Consider the following 17,570-nt stretch of genomic DNA (forward strand, 5'->3'; position numbering starts at 1 on the left):
TGCTGATGAAGTTACCTGGCAAGAAGGCACGTATCACGGGGCGGGACGTCATGGAACCGCGGGGCAGTTCTGGACGGCAATGGGCGAACTTGCATGGATTCGACCACGGCTGAGCCGTGCGAGGGCGTGCGCGTCCGCGTTCTATCGGGCAACACCTACGGAGGCAGCATGACCTGCATTGTGGCGCTAACAGATGGCAAGAAGGTCTACATGGGTGCGGATTCGGCTGGATCGGGGGGGGGGCATCACCGTGCGCGCCGACCCCAAGATTTATCGGGTGGGACCGTTCCTGATCGGCTTCACCACATCCTTCAGGATGGGGCAGCTGCTGGGCCATAGTCTGACCGTCGCGCCGCACCCTGAAGGCACCGATGTGTTCGCCTTCATGTGCACGACGTTCATTGATGCGGTACGCGCTTGCTTTACCCGCGGCGGATTCGCGCGCAAGGACGGCGAACGTGAATCGGCTGGCACTTTTCTGGTTGGGTACATGGGGCGCATCTTCCAGATTGGCGGCGACTATCAGGTTGCTGAACGCGCCGTGAACTTCAATGCCTGTGGTAGCGGCGAACAGGCGGCGCTTGGCTCGCTGCATACCACCGTCGGTATGCCGATGCGGCCGGAAGTCAGGCTCGAACGCGCCTTGGCCGCGGCGGCCGAATTTTCAACGGGAGTCCGTGGCCCGTTCCGGATAGAAGTGCTGAACGATCAGAGCACTCGACGATTGAACGAAGAAGAGGTAAGCGACGTTTGATGGTTGTGGTGCAAATAGCGCTCAAGGATCGGTTAGAGTGTCGCCCTGACCTATTTGCACCGGAGCCAGTTCGCCTGCATGGCGTTCGGCGGCGCTTTCCAAACCTTACCAACCAGAGGGGACAATCTTTGAAACGCCTCGGTTTTGTGTTCATCGTGGCGTTGCTACGCACGCTTTCCGGACTTCCTTACAAATTCGTCGCAAGGCTTGGGATGGTTGTCGGCACTGCGCTGTATGCGGTTCCGAGCCGCCGCAAGCATATCGTGCTGGTGAACTTGCGTCTTTGCTTCCCCGGGAAGACCAGCAGCGAACATCAGAAGCTCGCAAGAGATCACTTCCGCCACGTTGTTCGCAGTTATCTCGAGCGCGGCATCCAGTGGTTTGGCAGTGCGCAGTCGATCCGGGATATCGTCCAGATCGAAAGCAAAATTGATCTCGACGACGACGCGGCACCGCCCACCATCTTCATGGGATTTCACTTCGTGGGCATTGAGGTCGGTTGCATGCTCTCCTCGACGCGCCTCCCGGTTGCCTCGCTGTACACGCGTATGTCAAGCACGGCTCTATGCGCGCTGGCCAAGCGGCAACGCGGGCGATTCGGGGCAGAAATGATCGAGCGCGCGACCAGCGCCAAAAAGATCGTGGCATTGTTGCGTTCCGGCAAACCCGTCATGCTCGCGGCGGACATGGACCATGGCGTCGACAGCTCTGTTTTTGTCCCTTTCTTCGGCGTTCCCGCCTGCACGCTAACGGCCGTTTCGCGTCTCGCGAGACTGGGGCGCGCGCGGGTCGTTCCGTTCGTGACTGAGGTGCTCCCGAACTATCAAGGGTATAAGTTGACGGGCTCTGTCAGGTTGATGGAGAGCGGGCGGTAGAATGACGTAATGAAGAAGACAAAACCGCTTTATCACGGCCACCGCTTCCCTGCCGTCGTCATCAGCTGCGCGGTTCGCTGGTATTTCCGGTTCAGCCTGAGCCTGCGCGACGTCGAGGAGTTGCTGCTCGAGCGTGGTGTTGTGGTCACGTATGAGACAATCCGTTGCTGGTGCGACAAGTTCGGCGCCAGATTCGCCCAGTGCGCCAAGGCGGCGCGGCGCAAGCCGGGCAGTACGTGGCACCTCGACGAGATGTTCGTGACGCTGCGCGGCGAGCCGTATCTGTTGTGGCGAGCGGTCGACGAGCATGGCGCTGAACTGGACGTGCTGGTGCAAAAGCGGCGCGACAAGGCAGCGGCAAAGCGGTTCTTCCTCAGGGTGCTGCGTTCAAACCCGGTGCCGCGCAAGATCGTGACCGACCAGCTGCGCAGCTATCCGGCGGCGAAGTTGGACATTCCTGAGCTTGCTCATGTGAAGCACGTTTTCGTCGAAGCGGCCGCACGCGTGAACAACCGTGCCGAGAACAGCCACCAGCCGACCCGCAGGCGGGAGCGCCAGATGTGCGGTTTTCGCGATGCGCGTCGCACGCAGGCGTTTCTTTCGTGCTTCGGCCCGATCCGGCAGCACTTCGCGTTGCCCAGACACCAGATGAACGCGGCATGTCATCGTACCGCGCTCCAGAAACGTTTCGCGACGTGGCATGGTTGGACTGTCACTGCGGCCGGAGACAGGGTTATCTAATCAGGATAACTACTCGTATGCCACAAAGACAGACTACATCGGCCAACCTGACAGAGCCGCAGCCGCTTGTACTTTCTCCGAGCCCACCGCATAAGCCGTAGGTCGATGTAGCTGAAGAGGCTGTGCATCGCCGTCCGATAGAACGCCCCATAGTAGTTCCACCACCCTTGTATCGTCGTGTTGCATTGCTGCGCAAGTTCATCAAGCGTCGCCGGTGTTCGTCGGTGTATGCGCCAACTCCGCACGGTATGCCTCATCCTCTTCAGGGCATCTGTTGCAGCTCGCAATTTCCGCTAGCGGTGTCCACAGAAGCGCTAGCCTGGCCATTAATTCAGCTAGCGCCTTGCCGGGGTAGCGATAGCTGCAGTCCTCGCGATAACGATTTATCGCCCTAAGTGCTGCGGCAAAATTGGCGGCATTGCGTAAAACGGACGCCGGTAACGTCTCAAGTGGCGCATGATGTACCCTGCAATAGTCCGCTGTCGGATCGAGCCATTCTCTCTTCCAACGCGGAGCGCATACATCAGCATCGTTGAGTACAAGGCAGCGGAAACAGTATGGGAGGCGTTGACGGTTCGTCATCCAACCAACCGGTGTCCCGATCGACTTCAGGCGGCCATCTTGTAAACGAGCCAGCCTCGAGAGCCGTTCGAGTGTAGACGCGTCGAGTGTCGGAAACAATATCCACCCCGCAGTGCCAAGCGTCGGCAACGCGCTCGGAACGCTCCTTTCCCAGAGCATTCGAACACTTATCTGATATCGGGCCGCAACCCGACCCAGCCAGCCACCAAACGCCTCCTCAAAAAACGGTCTCGGGGCGACCGGCCACGGAAGCACAGAATCAGGCGGCGTCTCGCGCGACATGCTCGAGATGTGACATACCAATGAACTCGTCGCCGCTGCGAATCGAGAATTCGGCCGCGTCGTTCAGAAGGGTCGATATTTCGCCCGTTAGCCCGCCGCTCGCGCTCAACACGAACTGAACGATTTCGCGTCGCGTCAGATCGGATGGCCTGCGCAGCGGAAGTACACGCTCAAACGCCGCCAGAAGGCGCCTGAGGCTATCGCTTTCCCTCCAACGTGGGATTTCAAACGGTCGGTAGCGACTATACATCTGGGCATCTGTCTGGAGGGCCAGTACAGCGTCGCGAGTGCCGACCAGAACCATGCTGATCTGCAGGTCATTCGCGAGATATTTGAGCAGATTCAGGGATGCGCGTTGCTCCCGATAGGTACCGGCAAGCAGGTGATGTACCTCATCGACAATCAGGACCCGGGGTGCCACGCGTCGCAGAATGTCACAAGCGAGCCTCTCCAGCGAAGCCAGACCAGCTGCGGGATTGTGGGGAGCGCCGAGCTCGAACAGCAGGCCCGAGTAAAACCTGTGCTGATCAGGTGTCGGAGGCATCTGCATGGCGACGACTGAACATCTTTCGACGCCGCTCCGCTCATAGAACTCGCTGGGATGCGCGCGCTTGAATTTTGCAGTGATCTTCGTCTTGCCGATGTTTGAGTCGCCGTGGATGAGCAGGCATGGCATGCGGTCACGCCGCGGCGTCTCGTGGAGACGCTCCAGGAGTTGCAGCGCTTCGCTGGCGCGAGGATAGTCAATCCACCGGTCGCGAAGAAGGCTGCGTATTCGTTCCTCGGTTCCCAACCGGGCCTGCTCTCTCGCGGTTGGGAGTAAATGTGACAACACGGCCTGCTTCATGTTGCACCTCACCATTGCTCGACGTCATAGGCTTTCACCGGAGAGTCGTAGTCGACCTGGTCTTTCTCATTCTCAGAATCCTGCTGTCTGAGAGAAAGATCGTTGAATGCCTCGATCGCCGGCAAGCGCCGCGGGCGCGGACGCCGATGTGCCCTTGTCCCGCGGGTGGCATCGGCAATTACACGACGCTGATCCTCTACTGCGCGAAAAATCATGCTCTCGGAGATCGAACGTTGCCCTTGCACCCGAATGGATTTCAGCGCGGTCCGTTGTTCGAATAGCGAGATAGACGGGCGCCGCAAGTCAGCATAACGAACCTCAAAATATTCCTTGCCTCCTCCACTCACAAAAATCCGTGAAAGATCTTCGGGATGGTACCGAACACTCACCGAGCGTCGAGTTTCTCGCCAGGCGGCGAACAACGGATGCCAGTAACGAATACGGAAGATCGTGAGGCCGTCCGCCTGTATTGTCCTTTGCGCGAAAGGCAGGAACCAGATCAGGAACCGCAACTCTGCGTCGCCTGCCGCCGGCAACTGTTGCGTATCGGCCGAATGCGAGAGTGCTCGCCAGGTATCCGATGGCGTCGCGCCCAGAAGACCACGATGAGGACTCTGGTGATATCGTCTTCCTATCTCGATCGCGAGCCATCGCTCGAATTCCCCGAGCGTTAGCGCTGCGCCCTTCTCTGCCTGCCGTGCCTTACGTCCTTTCGTAGAAGAGCCAGTCGCACCGGGCAAACCGCGAACGCGCTCCATTATTGTCCGGTTGAAACGTTCGATATGACCGCCGAAGTGCGGCCGCCCAACCGGACGATACATCAGATCGATACCGTACTCGCGACAGCCGCTTCGAAGCGCCCGGCTCTTGAACTCGGCAGCATTGTCGAGATGCAAAACGCGGGGAATACCGCGCATGGGCCACACTGCCTCGGCCCGAATCTTTGCAAGCCATGGTGTCTTGGACAATGCAACTCTTGTAAGAAGCAACCCAACCGTAGCCGCCCCCGGTCTTTCCATGCCGACGTAAAAGCCAAGTACACATCTCGTGGCAACGTCCAACGCAACCGAAAGCCACGGGCGGCCGATCACCTTTCTGTCCAGCTCACCGACCAGCAGCACATCCGCTTGTGTATGGTCGACCTGCACAATGTCCAGGGGATGGTGAGCCCGAAAAGTTCCAGGCGCAATCTGCGATTCAGGAAGTGCGGCACGCCGCAGCGCGTCCTGCTCGCAATACTCTGACCATCGCCGGGCCACAGTTGACCGGCTGGGAGGCTCCACCCCCGCGGCGACGCATCGACGTCGAATCTCAAGTACAAGATCGGTTGCAGGATGCGCTAACTGAGGCTGCGCCGGTAGCCAACTTTGCACAACCTCTTCGATTATGTTGTCGACGGCCGGACTCAAACGGCGACCGCCCGGCGTCGGACCACGGTGCTGAGGGTCGAGAGCGCTAGTCACAGGGTTCGCCAAAAATCGCTGCCGCAGCCGGTAGACAGTTGTCCAGTGGACGTCGAATAGCTGTCCGGCCCGCTTTGCCTGAACGCGCGTCAGCGGCCCCCGCCCGAGCGGCCGTAGCACTGCCGCTACCTTCTTGGCACGACTGCCTGTCTCGTCAGAGGATGCCATGGTGCCCTCGCCCGCGCGCTTGATCGCGCTAGCGGAATTAAAGGACATCGCAGGCGCGCTAGCAAAATTAGCGGGCGTCACCCGCCCGAATCGTTGCACAAATGCAACGGAGGCGTAATCGTCGGAATCGGGCTGTATTGCTTGTCCGGCGCCAAGCTCAGGCCTTTCCGTAGCTAGCAAAATCCGTGGTCATGGCTAGCAGAAACTACGAGCGCCAACAGCAACCGCCGTGCCGTAGGTCGTGTGCAGATGCACTACGCACTCCAGGTCGTGAAGCGCCTGGTGAAGCCCGCTGCATTGACTTCGAAGCGGTCGTCGTCGACGTGTCGCGGCCGACCTTCCTCGACCTGGCATTCAAGCTGATTGAGGAAGCTGAGAAAAATTGGCGCCGTATCAACGGACCGGAAAAGTTCAAGCTGTCGCTCGAGGGCATTGCCTTCAAGGACGGCGAACCGGTGCAGGACGATCGGCCGGTTCAGCAGAAACTCGCCGCTTGATATCGACCGTCACGATGCTGCCCATACACCACTCTTGACGTTAGCTCCCTTCTCTCCCGGAGACGGTTTGGGGCGACGCCCTGGTTGTCGCTTCGATCCGGGTTCAGGTGCACAGCATGTACCCGCTGCCAGTTGCGCGTGGGGCCTTTCCGTCGCAGCGGGTTGCCTTGCCGTGCAGTCTCAAAAAGCGCCACTCGTCGATCCAGAAGGTTCTGGTCACGCAACAGGCTATCCGGCGCGGCTCCTTCAGAAATGTACGCCAGCTCATTGCCAGCATTGAGCGTACCGTTGCGGGTAGCGGCGCATCCCTGCTACCCGCTGTGCAGCGTACGGTGTAGATCAATAGCTGATTGTCGAAAACAAAACAACCTCAAGCGACCTGCGCTGCCGATTACAACAGCGCCATCGATTCCGTCATGTTCTGACGCATGTAGTCGAGGAAGCGCTTCTGGAACAGCATAGTGTGCTCGTGCGCAAGCCGTTCTGCCGCCTCAGCGTCCTTGCGTGCAATCGCGTCGATCAATTCCGCGTGATCGCGCCCGAGCTTCGTCGCGGTCGGTGACGTTGCCGTGTAGTCGAAATGCAGATGCAGCAGCCGCTGCCCCTCGCCGAGCAGACGCTCGTAATAACCCACGAAGTACGGATTGTTCGCGGCATGCGCAATGGCCATGTGCAATGCCTTGTTTGTTTCCGACATCGCCTGGAAGTCACCGCTATCGACCGCCTGCATGTAGACGTCGTCGGCCTTCTGGATGCGTGCAAGGTCCGCGTCTGTGCGATGCTGGGCGGCAAGCCGGGTGACCGCCCGCTGGATCAGGTCCAGCGCGGAAATGTACTTCGGGAATTCTTCGATTTCGAACGGCGTGACGAGCGTCGTCCGGTTGGGAAGGATGGTCACAAGACCCTCGCTGATAAGCCTGGCGAGCGCATCGCGCACGGGCGAGCGCGACAGGCCGAACTGCGCGGCGAGCGACACTTCGTCCAGCGGCGCACCGGGCTTGAGCTGCAGCGTCAGGATCTGCTTTCGCAACTCTTCGTAGATGTACCGTCCGCCATGCCGGCGACCCTGTGTCTCTGTCTCGCTCGTACCTTTGCTCATCGTTTCACCGCAGTCGTCGTGGGCCCGGAAAGACGGGCGCGCGGTCAAGTTTACCATCGCGCGCATCTCCCCTCAGACCTTCGGAAAACCCGAGCCCCACGTGTCGCTGAGCATGAAACCGGCTGCCAGCGGATCGTCGGGATCGACTCCAATCTGTTGGATGCCATATATCCACGCGCGGCCGCGTACTCGCGGGAGCACCGCCGGACGGCCGCCAACCTCGGTTTTCCCCAGCAGTTCGATGTCGAACTCGCCGCCGATCGTCGAGCGCGACTTAAGCCGGCTGCCGGCATCCGCCAGGCCGCGCGCCGCGAGCGTCGCGAGGTTAGCCGAACTACCCGTCCCGCACGGCGACCGGTCGACGCGTCCCGGCGGCAGCGTCGTGCAGGTCTGGTACATCGTGTCGCTGAGCCGGTTGCGGAACATCACGTACGCGAGCTCGTTGATCTGCGGATACAGCGGATGCTGGATCCGGATCTGCCTGTTAATCACGTCCTTGAACGCAACACCAAGCTCGGCGAGCGCGCGTGCGTTTTCAGGCGCGATGCTGAGCCCAATCTGCGCCACGTCGATCAGCGCGTAATAAACGCCGCCAAAGGCGACGTCCGCCTTGATGGCTCCGAATTGCGGCGTCTCGAAAGCGAAGTCCAGTTGCTCGACGAACGCCGGCACCATATCGAGCGACACGCTCACGCAACGCCCATCCGCGCACGTTGCACGAGCCGTCACCAGACCCGCCGGCGTATCGAGCACCACAGTCGTTTCCGGCTCCTGCATCTCGACCATGCCGAGTTCGAGCAGCGCCGTGACCACGCAGATCGCGTTGCTACCCGACATCGGATGCGCCTTGTCCGTCTGCAACACGATGAAGCCGGCGTGCGCCTCGGGACGCGTCGGCGGCAGCAGCAGATTGACCGACATCTGCAGGCAGCCGCGCGGCTCGAGCACGACGAGCCTGCGCAGGCTGTCGTCGACCTCGTTGATGTAGTTCATCTTGTCGAGCATGGTCGCGCCGGGAATGCCGACGACGCCTCCCGTAATGACCTTACCTATCTCGCCCTCGCAATGCACGTCGACGAGTTGCAGCGTTTTCTTCCAGCGCATGTTCGCCTCCGACTTACCTGATGTACCAGCCCCACGGCTTGTCACTGTTGAAACGCGTGATCTGCTTGGTCTCGAGATAATTGTTCAAGCCCCACACGCCCAGTTCGCGTCCGATCCCGCTCTGCTTGTAGCCGCCCCAGGGTGCTTCCGTGAACGTGGGCTGCGAGCAGTTGATCCACACGATGCCCGCACGCAGCGCTCGCGCGACGCGTTCGCAGCGCGCGTCGTCGCGTGACATCACGGCTGCGGCAAGACCGAAGCGGGAGTCGTTCGCGGAGCGCACTGCTTCGTCTTCGGTATCGAACGGCCGTACGCACACCACGGGGCCGAAAATCTCTTCGCGCCAGATCCAGCTCTCTTCGGGCACGTCCGCGAACACGACGGGCTCCATGAAGTAGCCCGTGTCGAGATGCGCGGGCCGCGCGCCGCCCGTCACCAGCCGCGCGCCTTCCTGCTTGCCGCGCTCGACCGCTTCGCGCACCTTGTCGTACTGCCCTTTGCTGACGATCGGCCCGAGCAGCACGCCGTCATCGAGCCCGTTGCCAATGGTGATTTTGCGCGTTTCCTCGTCGAGCCGCTCGATAAGCCGCGTGTAGATGCCACGCTGCACCAGCACGCGCGACGTCGCCGAACAGACCTCGCCCTGGTTCCAGAAAATGCCGAACAGGATCCATTCGACGGCCGCGTCGATATCGCTGTCGTCGAAGACGATGAACGGCGACTTGCCGCCCAGTTCGAGGCTGACGTTCTTGATGTCCCGCGCGGCCGCCTGCATGATCCGGCTGCCCGTCGGCACGCTCCCCGTGAACGCGAGCTTGTCGATGCCGGGATGTTCGCTGAGCGGCGCGCCCGCGTCCTTGCCGAAGCCCGTAACGACGTTGAGCACGCCGGGCGGCAGGTCCGCCGCCGCCGCAATCCCGGCGAGTTCGAGCGCCGTCAGTGGCGTCAACTCGGAAGGCTTCAGCACAATCGTACATCCCGCCGCCAGCGCCGGCGCGACCTTCCATGCCGCCATCAGCATCGGGAAATTCCACGGAATGATCGCTCCCGCCACGCCGATCGGCTCCTTGCGCACGACGGACGTGAAACGGTCGTCGGACACCGCGACGGGTTGCTCGGCATTGTCGTCGAGTGTTTCGGCGAGGTTCGCGTAAAACTCGAAGCAGCCTGCCGCGTCGCCGAGATCCCACAGCGCTTCGGGCAGCGGTTTGCCGTTGTCGCGCACTTCGATTTCGGCCAGTTCGTGCAAACGATCGTGAATGCCCTTGCCGATCCGTCGCAACATAGCGGCCCGCTCGGCGCCGCGCATGCGCGGCCACGGACCTGCGTCGAATGCCTTGCGCGCCGCCTGCACGGCGAGGTCGACATCCTCTGCCGTCGCAGCGGCCACTTTGGCGAGTACCTGCTCGCTGCTGGGGTCGATGGTGTCGAAGCTGCCGTTGTGGACGGGCGCGACCCAGCGGCCGTCGATGAAAAGTCGATCGTAGGATTTCATGTTCAGTTTGAAGTTGATTGCCGCGATTTGATGAGCTTGTCGTCGACTGCTTCCCGCCATGTGTCGGCCACCGTGAAGCGCGTCTGGAAGCGGTCCGTCGGATCCACTCCGATCTGCGAAATGGCGGTGATCCACGCCTGACCGGACACGACGGGCACCACGGCCGCGTAACCGCCGACTTTCGTTGTCGCGGCGACGCTGCTTTCGAATCGCGATCCCGTGATCGATTCATGGACGAAGGTTTCGCCGACGTCGATCAGACCGCGCGCGTGCAAGACCGCGAGGCGTGCCGAGGTTCCCGTGCCGCATGGAGAACGGTCGCAACGCCCCGGCGACACGACGACGGCGTTGCGTGCAAACAGCTTGCCGTTTTCCCGCCGCAACGGGCCCATGAACTGCGTATTCGTGACGCCCTTGATCAGAGGATTGAGCGGATGCGAGAAAGGCAATTGCTCGACGGCGGCCGCCTTGATTTTCTGGCCGAGTTCGCAAAGGTCTCGCGCTTCGTCGGGTGCGATATCGAAGCCGAGCGCCTGCGTGTCGACCAGGGCATACGTCATGCCTCCGTATGCAACATCTATCGCGATGCTGCCGACACCCGCCACCTCGACATACGCATCCCGATGCGCGACAAAAGCGGGCTGGTTCGTGACCTCGACGCGCGTCACTTTGCCGTTCGAGCACTCGCATCTCACATGAATGAGTCCGGCGGGCGCTTCCAGCACCAGCTCCGTGACGGGCTCGCGCATCGGCAGAATGCCCGTTTCGAGCAGCACAGTGGCGACGCACATCGTGTTCGAGCCGGACATCGCCACGTACTCCGTCGATTCACCGATCACATAGCCCATCTGCGCACGAGGATCCGTGGCGGGCAATATGAAGTTGACGTTGTGATTCACCGAGCCGCGAGGCTCGAAGAGACAGATCCTGCGCACCTCGTCTGCGTGCTCTTCGAGATACAGCATCTTCTCGAACATCGTGCTGCCGGGCACGTCGATCAGCCCTCCCGTTACGACGTTGCCGACTTCACCTTCGGCATGGCATCCGACCATCGTGAACGTCCTGTTCCAACGCATCGTGTTCTCCGTGATGGTGACTCTAGAAGCGGTAAGCACTGAACGGCGCGAGGTCCTGTTTCGTCGGCCGTCCCGCGACGAGATCGGCAATCAGTCGTCCCGTCGTTGCGCCGAGCGTGAGGCCGAGTTGCCCATGACCGAATGCCATGAACACGTTCGACAGTCTGCGCGAACGGTCGATGATTGGCTTCGTGTCCGGCAGAAACGGGCGATAGCCGACGCCATATTCGACCTGCGATGTACGCATTTCGGGCAACACGCGTTTCGCCTTGTCGAGAATGATGTCCGCGCGCCTGAAATCCGGTTTGGCGCCGTGGCCCGCGAACTCGATCGTGCCGCCGATCTGCAGACCGCGCGTCATTGGCGTAAAGCAGAAGCCGCCGTCCGCATAGATCGTCGAGTGGCGGATTTCCACGCCCGGGTCGGAGACGACGGCCTGATATCCGGCGATGCCCGTCAACGGCACGTCGATCCCCAGTGAACGGAAGAAGCGCCGCGCGCCCGTGCCCGCGGCGACGATCACATGTCGGGCGGCAATGCGCTCGCCGTTGGCCAGCGTGACGCCTGTCGCCTGACCATTCGATTCGTCGATGCGATCCGCTTCCGTGCGAATCCGGCGGCCGCCCTGCGCGATGAAACTTGCCGTGAGCGCGGCGATGAAGCCCATCGTGTCGCTCACCGCACGCCAGTCCGGAAAGATCAGCCCGTGTGAGAACCTGCCTGCGAACGCCGGCTCCAGATCGCCGATTTCCTTCGCGTTCAGCCGCTGGGACTTGAAGCCGAGCGACTCGCGCAGATCCAGATGCGGCTGCTCGTGCGCGAGCGCGCTGGGGTCGTCGAAAACTTCGAGGATCGGCCGCTCGCCCATCAGCGTCTTGTCGTCGCAAGCGTCGAGCAGCGGCGCGAAGTCTGCGTAGACGTCGTGCGTCAGCGTCGCCATCGACTGCGCAATCTCGACGATCTTCGCGTGCCGCGCACACATCAGAAAGCGCACGAACCACGGGACGATGCCCGGCAACGCGCTGGGACGAAGCGATAGCGGTCCTTTGCGGTCGAACAGCCAGCCGGGCACTTTCATCAGCACGCCGGGCTTCGACAGCGGAATGACTTCGCTCACAGCCATCTGGCCGCAACTCCACTTCGCCGTGCTGTTGCCCGGCGCTTCCGGGTCGATCAGCGTGACGGCGTATCCGGCGCGCTGCAGATAGAGCGCGCAGCATACGCCCACGATGCCGCCGCCGATCACGACGGCAGATTCCCGGCCAGCAGGCAGCGTGTCACGCGAAACAGTGTCGCGAGGAACGGCGTTCAATTCGCGTACTCCTGCAGGCTGAAACCATGAGCATAAGGCTGGGTATCGTCGACATAATGTTCTGGCCGCCCGGTGATCCACGCACGTCCTTCGATGCTCGGGAACACCGCGTCCAGACCGTTCCCGAGTCTCGTCGTGCTTTCCACGCGGCCCGTAAAGCAACTTCCGATCAGGCTTTGATGCCGGAAAGCTTCACCTTGCGCGAGCAGTCTGCGTGCGTAGCGCTGCGCAACGCGGGCGGAGGTCCCCGTGCCGCATGGCGAGCGGTCGATCAGACTGTCGCCCGCGATCACGACCGCGCGCGCATCGGCGTCATCCGAGATGGGCGCGCCCGTCCACATCGCGTGTCTGACGCCGCGTATGGCCGGGTCGTCCGGATGGACCACGTCGAGCGTTTCGTTCACCGCCTGTTGCTGCTGGCGACCCCACATAAGCAGTTGCTCCGGCGAGAAGTGTTCGCAGCCGGGAAAGTTGGGCTGGACTTCGACGATCGGATAGAAGTTTCCGCCATATGCGATATCGATCGTGAGTCGTCCGAAATGCGGGTGCGCGATCTCGACATCGCGATGCAGCAGAAAGCTCGGCACATTCGTGAAGCGCACCGACGCTACCCGCTCGCCGTCCATCTCGTAGCGCGCGTGAAGCTTGCCCGCAGGCACGTCCACGACGACGGTGCCGGGCGACTTCGGCCGCACGATTCCCGCTTCGAGCGCGAACGAGATCGAGCCGATCGACGCATGGCCGCACATCGGCAGACATCCTGAAGTTTCGATAAACAGCAGGCTCATATCCGCGTCGGCGGAAACGGGCGGATACAGCAGCGTCCCGGACATATGCGCATGTCCGCGTGGTTCGAGCATCACTGCGCGACGAATCCAGTCGTGGGTTTCGACGAACGCCTTGCGGCGCGCGGCCATCGTCGCCCCTTCGAGGGCCGGCATGCCGTCGATCAACATGCGCACGGGCATACCTTCCGTATGTCCTTCGATGCTCACGAAACGGTGTCTGCTCATTCGATTGTCCCGAAAGAGGAAAGCCGGCGGCCTGAGCCGCCGGCACGGTCGTCAGGCCTGTACGGCTTCGAAGACAGCACGGAAGTCGGCCTTTTCTTCGTCGGTCAGCGGTTTCAGCGGCATACGCGCAGCGCCGACCTTGAAGCCGGCCAGCTCGCAGCCATACTTCACCTTCTGCACGAACTTGCCTGCTTCCATCGTCGCCATGACGGGGAACAGCGTGCGCATCACGTTCTGCGCGCCGCGAATATCGTCGGCAGCGAACCTGTTATAGAAGTCCACGACCTGCTTCACGAAGCAGTTTGCGGGACCGCAAATCCAGCTCGTCGCGCCCCACAGGAAGAAGTCGAGCGCCTGATCGTCGGAACCGCACGACAGCTGGTAGTTGCCCTTGTACTTCTCGCCGATCTCGATGGCACGCAGCAGATTGCCGCTGCTTTCCTTGATACCGACTACGCGCGGATGGTCCTTGAATGCATCGAGCACGCCGAAGCCCACTTCGACGTTGGTCCGCACCGGATAGTTGTAGAGGATCACGTTGACATCGGGCACCGCTTCGAGAATCGCCTCGTAGTGGCCGATCAGTTCTTCCTGCGACGGCAACGCGTAGTACGGCGGTGCGATGAGCACGTTCGTGTAGCCCGCATCGCGCACCAGACGTGTCTGCTCGATCACTTCGCGTGTGCTCGAACCGTTCGCGCCGCCGATCAGCGTGCCGCGTCCGCCGACCACTTCGCGCACGGTCTTCAGGATCGCGCGGCGCTCGTCGTGCGTCAGTGCATAGTATTCGCCCGTCGAACCCAACGGCACGAAGCCCGTCACGCCCGCCTTGAGCTGGAATTCGAGGATGTTGGCAAGGGTGTCGTGATCGACGGCGCCCGAGGCATTGAACGGCGTCACGAGTGCGGGCAGGATTCCCTTCATCTGCATGATTGTTTCTCCACTTAACGATGGACTGGTTGGGGTATCAGGCAAAACGCGAAAGCAGGCGTGTCTCGACCACGCCGACGAGACGCGTCAGCGGGAATGCGACAAGGAAATAAATGATCGCGACGGTGGTGAGAAACTCGACCGGCCGCGCCGTGCTGGTCGAAATGCTCTGGCCGACGAACATCAGGTCGGCGACGCCGACGGACGAAATCAACGCGCTCTCCTTGAACAGGCTCACGATGTTCGACAGCAGCGGCGGAATCGCGCGCAGCAGCGCCTGCGGAAAAATCACGTAGAGAATCTTTGCGTGCGCCGACAGACTCAACGCGATGCAGGCGTCATGCTGCTCGGCCGAAATCGACTTCAGCGCGCCGCGGAATGTTTCGCTGGTGATGGCCGCCATGTACAGCGTCAGCGAAATCACCACCGACAGATACGGCGGAATCTCGACGCGAAAAACCACGGGGAAGCAGAAATACACCCAGAAAAGCTGGATCAGCAGAGGCGTGCCGCGAAAGAACTCCACGTAGAGCGACGTCGCTGCTTTCATCCAGCGCGAAGGCGACATTCTCAACAGGCTCAGAACGAACCCCGCGAGACTTCCGATCACCGCGCAACTGCTCGTGAATGCAACCGTGAGCGCGAGCCCTTTGAGTAATACCAGCCAGTACGGCAGCACGGCGGAAAATTCGAGGTGCATGGTCTTCTCCTCAACGGCGGACGGCGAGGTCCTGACGACGCTCGATCACATGCACCAGCCGTGCTATCGGCAGTGAGAGCGCGAAGTAAATGAGTGCGACCAGCGTGTAGGTTTCGAGCGGACGATACGCTTGCGTCGCGAGGCTCTTGCCGACATACATCAGGTCCGCGACGGCCACGATGGCCACCAGCGCGCTCTGCTGCAGGCTGCCGATGCCGTTGGTCATCAGCACGGGCATCGCACTGCGCAGCGCCTGCGGCAGCACCACATAAAAAGTGCGCTGCCAGGGCTTCAGTCCGAGCGCGATGCAGGCATCGAGATGCTCTTTCGGGACTGCCTGCACACCGGCCCGATAAGCCTCGGCGTTGAAGGCCGTCAGGTTCAGGCCGAGCGCGAGCACGCCCATCATGATCGGATCGATGAAAACGTCGACCATCATCGGAATGCAGTAGAAAAACCAGACGATCTGCAGCAGCGCCGGCGTGCATCGAAAGAACTCGATAAAGAGTTGAGCGGGCCAGCGAACCGCGGTCCACCGGCTCATCGCGAGCAGACACAGGAAGAAGCCCAGCACGAGCCCCATCGCGTTGGAGGCGATGGCCAGCTCGAGCGTGACCTTGAGTCCGGCGAGCAACGCGTCCGCGCTTCCCGCCAGAAAACCGAAATCGAAGTGGTAGTTCATCGCGTGCCTCAGTCGAGATGCAGCACTTTCTCGAGGAATTCGCGGGTGCGTGCTTCCTTGGGGCACCTGAACATGTCGGCGGGTGCGCCCTGCTCCACGATTTTCCCGCTCGCGCAAAACACCACGCGCGTAGCGATATCGCGGGCGAAATGCATGTCATGCGTCACGATGATCATCGCCATCTTCTGTTCGGCGAGTTGCAGCATCACGTTCTGCACTTCGATGACCATTTCCGGGTCGAGTGCCGACGTCACTTCGTCGAATAGCATCAGCTTCGGCTCGAGCATCAGCGCACGCGCGATCGCCACACGCTGCTTCTGACCGCCCGAAAGCTGGCTCGGATACGCATGTAGCTTGCTCTCCAGACCCAGCCGCGCGAGATACATGCGGGCCCGCTCGGTGGCCTGCGCTTTGGACAGGCCGCCGACCTTCATTGGCGCGAGAACGAGATTGCCCAGCACGGACAGATGCGGAAACAGCGTGTAGTGCTGGAACACCATCCCGATCTGCTTTTGCAGCCTGGCGTCGATGCGCTTCGAGCGGCCCGAGTCCGCACCGTAGATATACGGCTTGCCCTGGAAGCCGATCCGTCCGCCCTGAATGCCTTCCAGTCCCATCATCACGCGCAGCAGCGAGCTTTTGCCGCTTCCGCTCGGGCCGATGATGACGAGCCGGTCGTCGGCGCGCATGTCGAGATTCATGTGGTCCATGACCACCAGGTTCTCGCCGTAGGACTTGTACACATCCTCGAATTGCACGAAGTCGCCCATCGTGGACGGCGTGAAGTCCATCACGGCCGGCGGCGTCTGAGATTGGGCAACCATGGTTTGCGATGACAGCATGAAGTCTCTCCAGCGGAACGCGCCTTACGCGCGCGAAGGTGAATCGAACCTTGCGACCGTCGATGTGCCGATGTCTTTGCGTCGGGAGCCGGCCACAAAAACGCAAGCCGCGATGTCAGCCGCGAGCGAGCGTTCGATCGCTCGCGACATGCCAGCAACGGTCACTTGTTCGAAGCGAGCATGGATTGAACGGACGTCTTGATGAGGCGATTGACCGCGCCGGAGCTGACCTGCTCGCTCACGTATTTGTTGAGCATCGCGATGTCCGCGGCAGGCGTGTCCCTCCTGATCCCGAACGCGACTTCCTGCTGCGCGAGCGGCGGATTCGGCTGAATGGCGACGGCCCAGTCGGGATGCGCCTCCGTCAGCACCATGTTCGTGATGTTGGCGTCGGCGAGAAGGTCGGCGCGTTTGGACATCAGTGCCAGGCGGGTTTCGTCGTTGCCCGGCAAGCGCATGATTTGCGCCTGTTTGAAGACGGCCGTGATCGCCTTGTCCTGCGCGGAACCCGACATCACCGCGACCGTCACGCCCGGCTTGTCGATGTCGGCGATGGAATGCGCGCCCTTCGCGATCTTCGGGTTGTTCCTGTTGTAGACGAACGAAACGTTGTAATCCGTTGCGGGCGCTGAAAACGAGATCGCTTTTTCCCGCTCCGGCGTGTCGTTGAGCGCCATCGACAGGTCCCATTTGTTCGATTGCAGACCCGCGACGATGTTGTCCCACGTGGTATCGACGAACTCGACTTTCACTTTGAGCACGTTTTGCCCGAAGTTGCGACACAACTCCGAGAAGAAGCCGCTGTATTCGCCCGTTTTCGGGTCTCGCGTGACGTATGGCGGCGCAACCGCGGCGCCGCAACGCAGGACGCCAGCCTTTTTCACACTTTCCCAGCCGGCTGGTCCTTCGGCATGCGACGGCGCGCTGGCAACGACGCAGCCCACCGCTACGAACGACAGGAACATTTGACGGATAAAACAGGACAGCCGAACCATGGTGACCTCTCCTTTAAGGGTTTCCGAGGACGGAAAACGTCTGCCACACATCCTTGCGTGTTTAGCTGTGTGCAACTATGTATGCATCCTAGAAAATCATAAATGGAGCTGTC

19 protein-coding genes and 1 pseudogene are annotated in these 17,570 nt (G+C 61.3%); 4 read left to right on the plus strand and 16 right to left on the minus strand.

The genetic code is table 11. The features are described from left to right. The first annotated feature begins 250 nt into the window (after positions 1–250). The 3 genes from AB3X98_RS38285 (at position 251) to AB3X98_RS38295 (ending at position 2,370) form a co-directional block, all read left to right on the plus strand. Entirely contained in the window at positions 251–754 is a 504-nt protein-coding gene (locus AB3X98_RS38285) for a hypothetical protein (protein WP_368606267.1), read from the plus strand. Positions 755–882: 128 nt separating this feature from the next. After that, positions 883–1,629 (plus strand): lipid A biosynthesis lauroyl acyltransferase, encoded by a 747-nt coding sequence (locus AB3X98_RS38290; RefSeq protein ID WP_368606266.1) that lies wholly within the window; start codon positions 883–885, stop codon positions 1,627–1,629. Positions 1,630–1,638: 9 nt separating this feature from the next. Continuing rightward, positions 1,639–2,370 carry an IS6 family transposase gene (locus AB3X98_RS38295; RefSeq protein ID WP_368606265.1) on the plus strand — a complete coding sequence of 244 codons (732 nt, stop codon included), beginning with the start codon at positions 1,639–1,641 and terminating at the stop codon, positions 2,368–2,370. On the opposite strand, the gene AB3X98_RS38300 is transcribed toward AB3X98_RS38295, so the two are convergent. From AB3X98_RS38300 to AB3X98_RS38320, 5 genes are all read right to left on the minus strand, one after another. Beyond that, positions 2,367–2,627, minus strand: a complete 261-nt coding sequence (locus tag AB3X98_RS38300) for a group II intron maturase-specific domain-containing protein (RefSeq protein WP_368606264.1) — start codon at positions 2,625–2,627, stop codon at positions 2,367–2,369. The genes AB3X98_RS38295 and AB3X98_RS38300 overlap by 4 nt on opposite strands. After that, complete coding sequence (locus AB3X98_RS38305) at positions 2,572–3,234, minus strand: TniQ family protein (RefSeq protein WP_368606263.1); 663 nt, start codon at positions 3,232–3,234, stop codon at positions 2,572–2,574. Before AB3X98_RS38305 ends, AB3X98_RS38300 begins: the two co-directional genes overlap by 56 nt. Beyond that, the gene (locus tag AB3X98_RS38310) at positions 3,212–4,081 is read right to left on the minus strand and encodes a TniB family NTP-binding protein (protein WP_368606262.1); all 870 of its coding nucleotides are present in this window, start codon (positions 4,079–4,081) and stop codon (positions 3,212–3,214) included. Before AB3X98_RS38310 ends, AB3X98_RS38305 begins: the two co-directional genes overlap by 23 nt. An 8-nt stretch (positions 4,082–4,089) precedes the next feature. Continuing rightward, on the minus strand, positions 4,090–5,760 hold the full coding sequence (locus tag AB3X98_RS38315; RefSeq protein ID WP_368610413.1) for a Mu transposase C-terminal domain-containing protein: 1,671 nt from the start codon (positions 5,758–5,760) through the stop codon (positions 4,090–4,092). A gap of 147 nt (positions 5,761–5,907) precedes the next feature. Continuing rightward, positions 5,908–6,066, minus strand: coding sequence for a class II aldolase/adducin family protein (locus AB3X98_RS38320; protein ID WP_368606260.1), 159 nt, complete (start codon positions 6,064–6,066; stop codon positions 5,908–5,910). On the opposite strand from AB3X98_RS38320, the pseudogene AB3X98_RS38325 reads away from it, so the two are divergent. Continuing rightward, positions 6,036–6,209 (plus strand): annotated as a pseudogene (locus AB3X98_RS38325) (IS256 family transposase); the annotation flags it as partial. The gene AB3X98_RS38320 and the pseudogene AB3X98_RS38325 sit on opposite strands and share 31 nt — an antisense overlap. A 391-nt stretch (positions 6,210–6,600) precedes the next feature. Here the strand turns inward: AB3X98_RS38325 and AB3X98_RS38330 are convergent. The 11 genes from AB3X98_RS38330 to AB3X98_RS38380 all read right to left on the minus strand — a co-directional run bounded on the left by AB3X98_RS38330 (position 6,601) and on the right by AB3X98_RS38380 (position 17,457). Further along, entirely contained in the window at positions 6,601–7,308 is a 708-nt protein-coding gene (locus AB3X98_RS38330) for a GntR family transcriptional regulator (RefSeq protein WP_342922248.1), read from the minus strand. A gap of 72 nt (positions 7,309–7,380) precedes the next feature. Continuing rightward, complete coding sequence (locus AB3X98_RS38335; protein ID WP_368606259.1) at positions 7,381–8,412, minus strand: proline racemase family protein; 1,032 nt, start codon at positions 8,410–8,412, stop codon at positions 7,381–7,383. Positions 8,413–8,425: 13 nt separating this feature from the next. Further along, on the minus strand, positions 8,426–9,907 hold the full coding sequence (locus AB3X98_RS38340) for an aldehyde dehydrogenase family protein (RefSeq protein ID WP_368606258.1): 1,482 nt from the start codon (positions 9,905–9,907) through the stop codon (positions 8,426–8,428). A 2-nt stretch (positions 9,908–9,909) separates the two neighbouring features. Then, positions 9,910–10,983 (minus strand): proline racemase family protein, encoded by a 1,074-nt coding sequence (locus AB3X98_RS38345; RefSeq protein ID WP_368606257.1) that lies wholly within the window; start codon positions 10,981–10,983, stop codon positions 9,910–9,912. A 22-nt stretch (positions 10,984–11,005) separates the two neighbouring features. Then, a complete protein-coding gene (locus tag AB3X98_RS38350; protein WP_368606256.1) occupies positions 11,006–12,295 on the minus strand; it encodes an NAD(P)/FAD-dependent oxidoreductase in 1,290 nt (429 codons plus the stop codon). Continuing rightward, complete coding sequence (locus AB3X98_RS38355; protein ID WP_368606255.1) at positions 12,292–13,308, minus strand: 4-hydroxyproline epimerase; 1,017 nt, start codon at positions 13,306–13,308, stop codon at positions 12,292–12,294. Before AB3X98_RS38355 ends, AB3X98_RS38350 begins: the two co-directional genes overlap by 4 nt. A gap of 51 nt (positions 13,309–13,359) precedes the next feature. Beyond that, positions 13,360–14,238, minus strand: coding sequence for a dihydrodipicolinate synthase family protein (locus AB3X98_RS38360; protein WP_223958371.1), 879 nt, complete (start codon positions 14,236–14,238; stop codon positions 13,360–13,362). A 37-nt stretch (positions 14,239–14,275) separates the two neighbouring features. Further along, entirely contained in the window at positions 14,276–14,938 is a 663-nt protein-coding gene (locus AB3X98_RS38365; RefSeq protein ID WP_201647675.1) for an amino acid ABC transporter permease, read from the minus strand. A 10-nt stretch (positions 14,939–14,948) separates the two neighbouring features. Next, positions 14,949–15,620, minus strand: a complete 672-nt coding sequence (locus AB3X98_RS38370) for an amino acid ABC transporter permease (RefSeq protein ID WP_028232485.1) — start codon at positions 15,618–15,620, stop codon at positions 14,949–14,951. Between the two features lie 8 nt (positions 15,621–15,628). After that, positions 15,629–16,444, minus strand: coding sequence for an amino acid ABC transporter ATP-binding protein (locus AB3X98_RS38375; protein WP_223958422.1), 816 nt, complete (start codon positions 16,442–16,444; stop codon positions 15,629–15,631). Between the two features lie 179 nt (positions 16,445–16,623). Then, a complete protein-coding gene (locus AB3X98_RS38380) occupies positions 16,624–17,457 on the minus strand; it encodes a transporter substrate-binding domain-containing protein (protein WP_368606254.1) in 834 nt (277 codons plus the stop codon). Positions 17,458–17,570: the final 113 nt, after the last annotated feature.

Source organism: Paraburkholderia sp. BR14312 (assembly GCF_040948675.1).
In the GTDB taxonomy this organism is placed as follows: domain Bacteria; phylum Pseudomonadota; class Gammaproteobacteria; order Burkholderiales; family Burkholderiaceae; genus Paraburkholderia; species Paraburkholderia nodosa_A.

Coding starts and splice junctions, on each gene's coding strand:
- AB3X98_RS38310 (WP_368606262.1), bottom strand. CDS start 4,081: ATGAAGCAGGCCGTGTTGTCACATTTACTCCCAACCGCGAGAGAGCAG.
- AB3X98_RS38345 (WP_368606257.1), bottom strand. CDS start 10,983: ATGCGTTGGAACAGGACGTTCACGATGGTCGGATGCCATGCCGAAGGT.
- AB3X98_RS38370 (WP_028232485.1), bottom strand. CDS start 15,620: ATGAACTACCACTTCGATTTCGGTTTTCTGGCGGGAAGCGCGGACGCG.
- AB3X98_RS38380 (WP_368606254.1), bottom strand. CDS start 17,457: ATGGTTCGGCTGTCCTGTTTTATCCGTCAAATGTTCCTGTCGTTCGTA.
- AB3X98_RS38365 (WP_201647675.1), bottom strand. CDS start 14,938: ATGCACCTCGAATTTTCCGCCGTGCTGCCGTACTGGCTGGTATTACTC.
- AB3X98_RS38300 (WP_368606264.1), bottom strand. CDS start 2,627: ATGAGGCATACCGTGCGGAGTTGGCGCATACACCGACGAACACCGGCG.
- AB3X98_RS38305 (WP_368606263.1), bottom strand. CDS start 3,234: ATGTCGCGCGAGACGCCGCCTGATTCTGTGCTTCCGTGGCCGGTCGCC.
- AB3X98_RS38355 (WP_368606255.1), bottom strand. CDS start 13,308: ATGAGCAGACACCGTTTCGTGAGCATCGAAGGACATACGGAAGGTATG.
- AB3X98_RS38315 (WP_368610413.1), bottom strand. CDS start 5,760: ATGTCCTTTAATTCCGCTAGCGCGATCAAGCGCGCGGGCGAGGGCACC.
- AB3X98_RS38335 (WP_368606259.1), bottom strand. CDS start 8,412: ATGCGCTGGAAGAAAACGCTGCAACTCGTCGACGTGCATTGCGAGGGC.
- AB3X98_RS38295 (WP_368606265.1), top strand. CDS start 1,639: ATGAAGAAGACAAAACCGCTTTATCACGGCCACCGCTTCCCTGCCGTC.
- AB3X98_RS38330 (WP_342922248.1), bottom strand. CDS start 7,308: ATGAGCAAAGGTACGAGCGAGACAGAGACACAGGGTCGCCGGCATGGC.
- AB3X98_RS38375 (WP_223958422.1), bottom strand. CDS start 16,444: ATGGTTGCCCAATCTCAGACGCCGCCGGCCGTGATGGACTTCACGCCG.
- AB3X98_RS38340 (WP_368606258.1), bottom strand. CDS start 9,907: ATGAAATCCTACGATCGACTTTTCATCGACGGCCGCTGGGTCGCGCCC.
- AB3X98_RS38360 (WP_223958371.1), bottom strand. CDS start 14,238: ATGCAGATGAAGGGAATCCTGCCCGCACTCGTGACGCCGTTCAATGCC.
- AB3X98_RS38320 (WP_368606260.1), bottom strand. CDS start 6,066: ATGCCAGGTCGAGGAAGGTCGGCCGCGACACGTCGACGACGACCGCTT.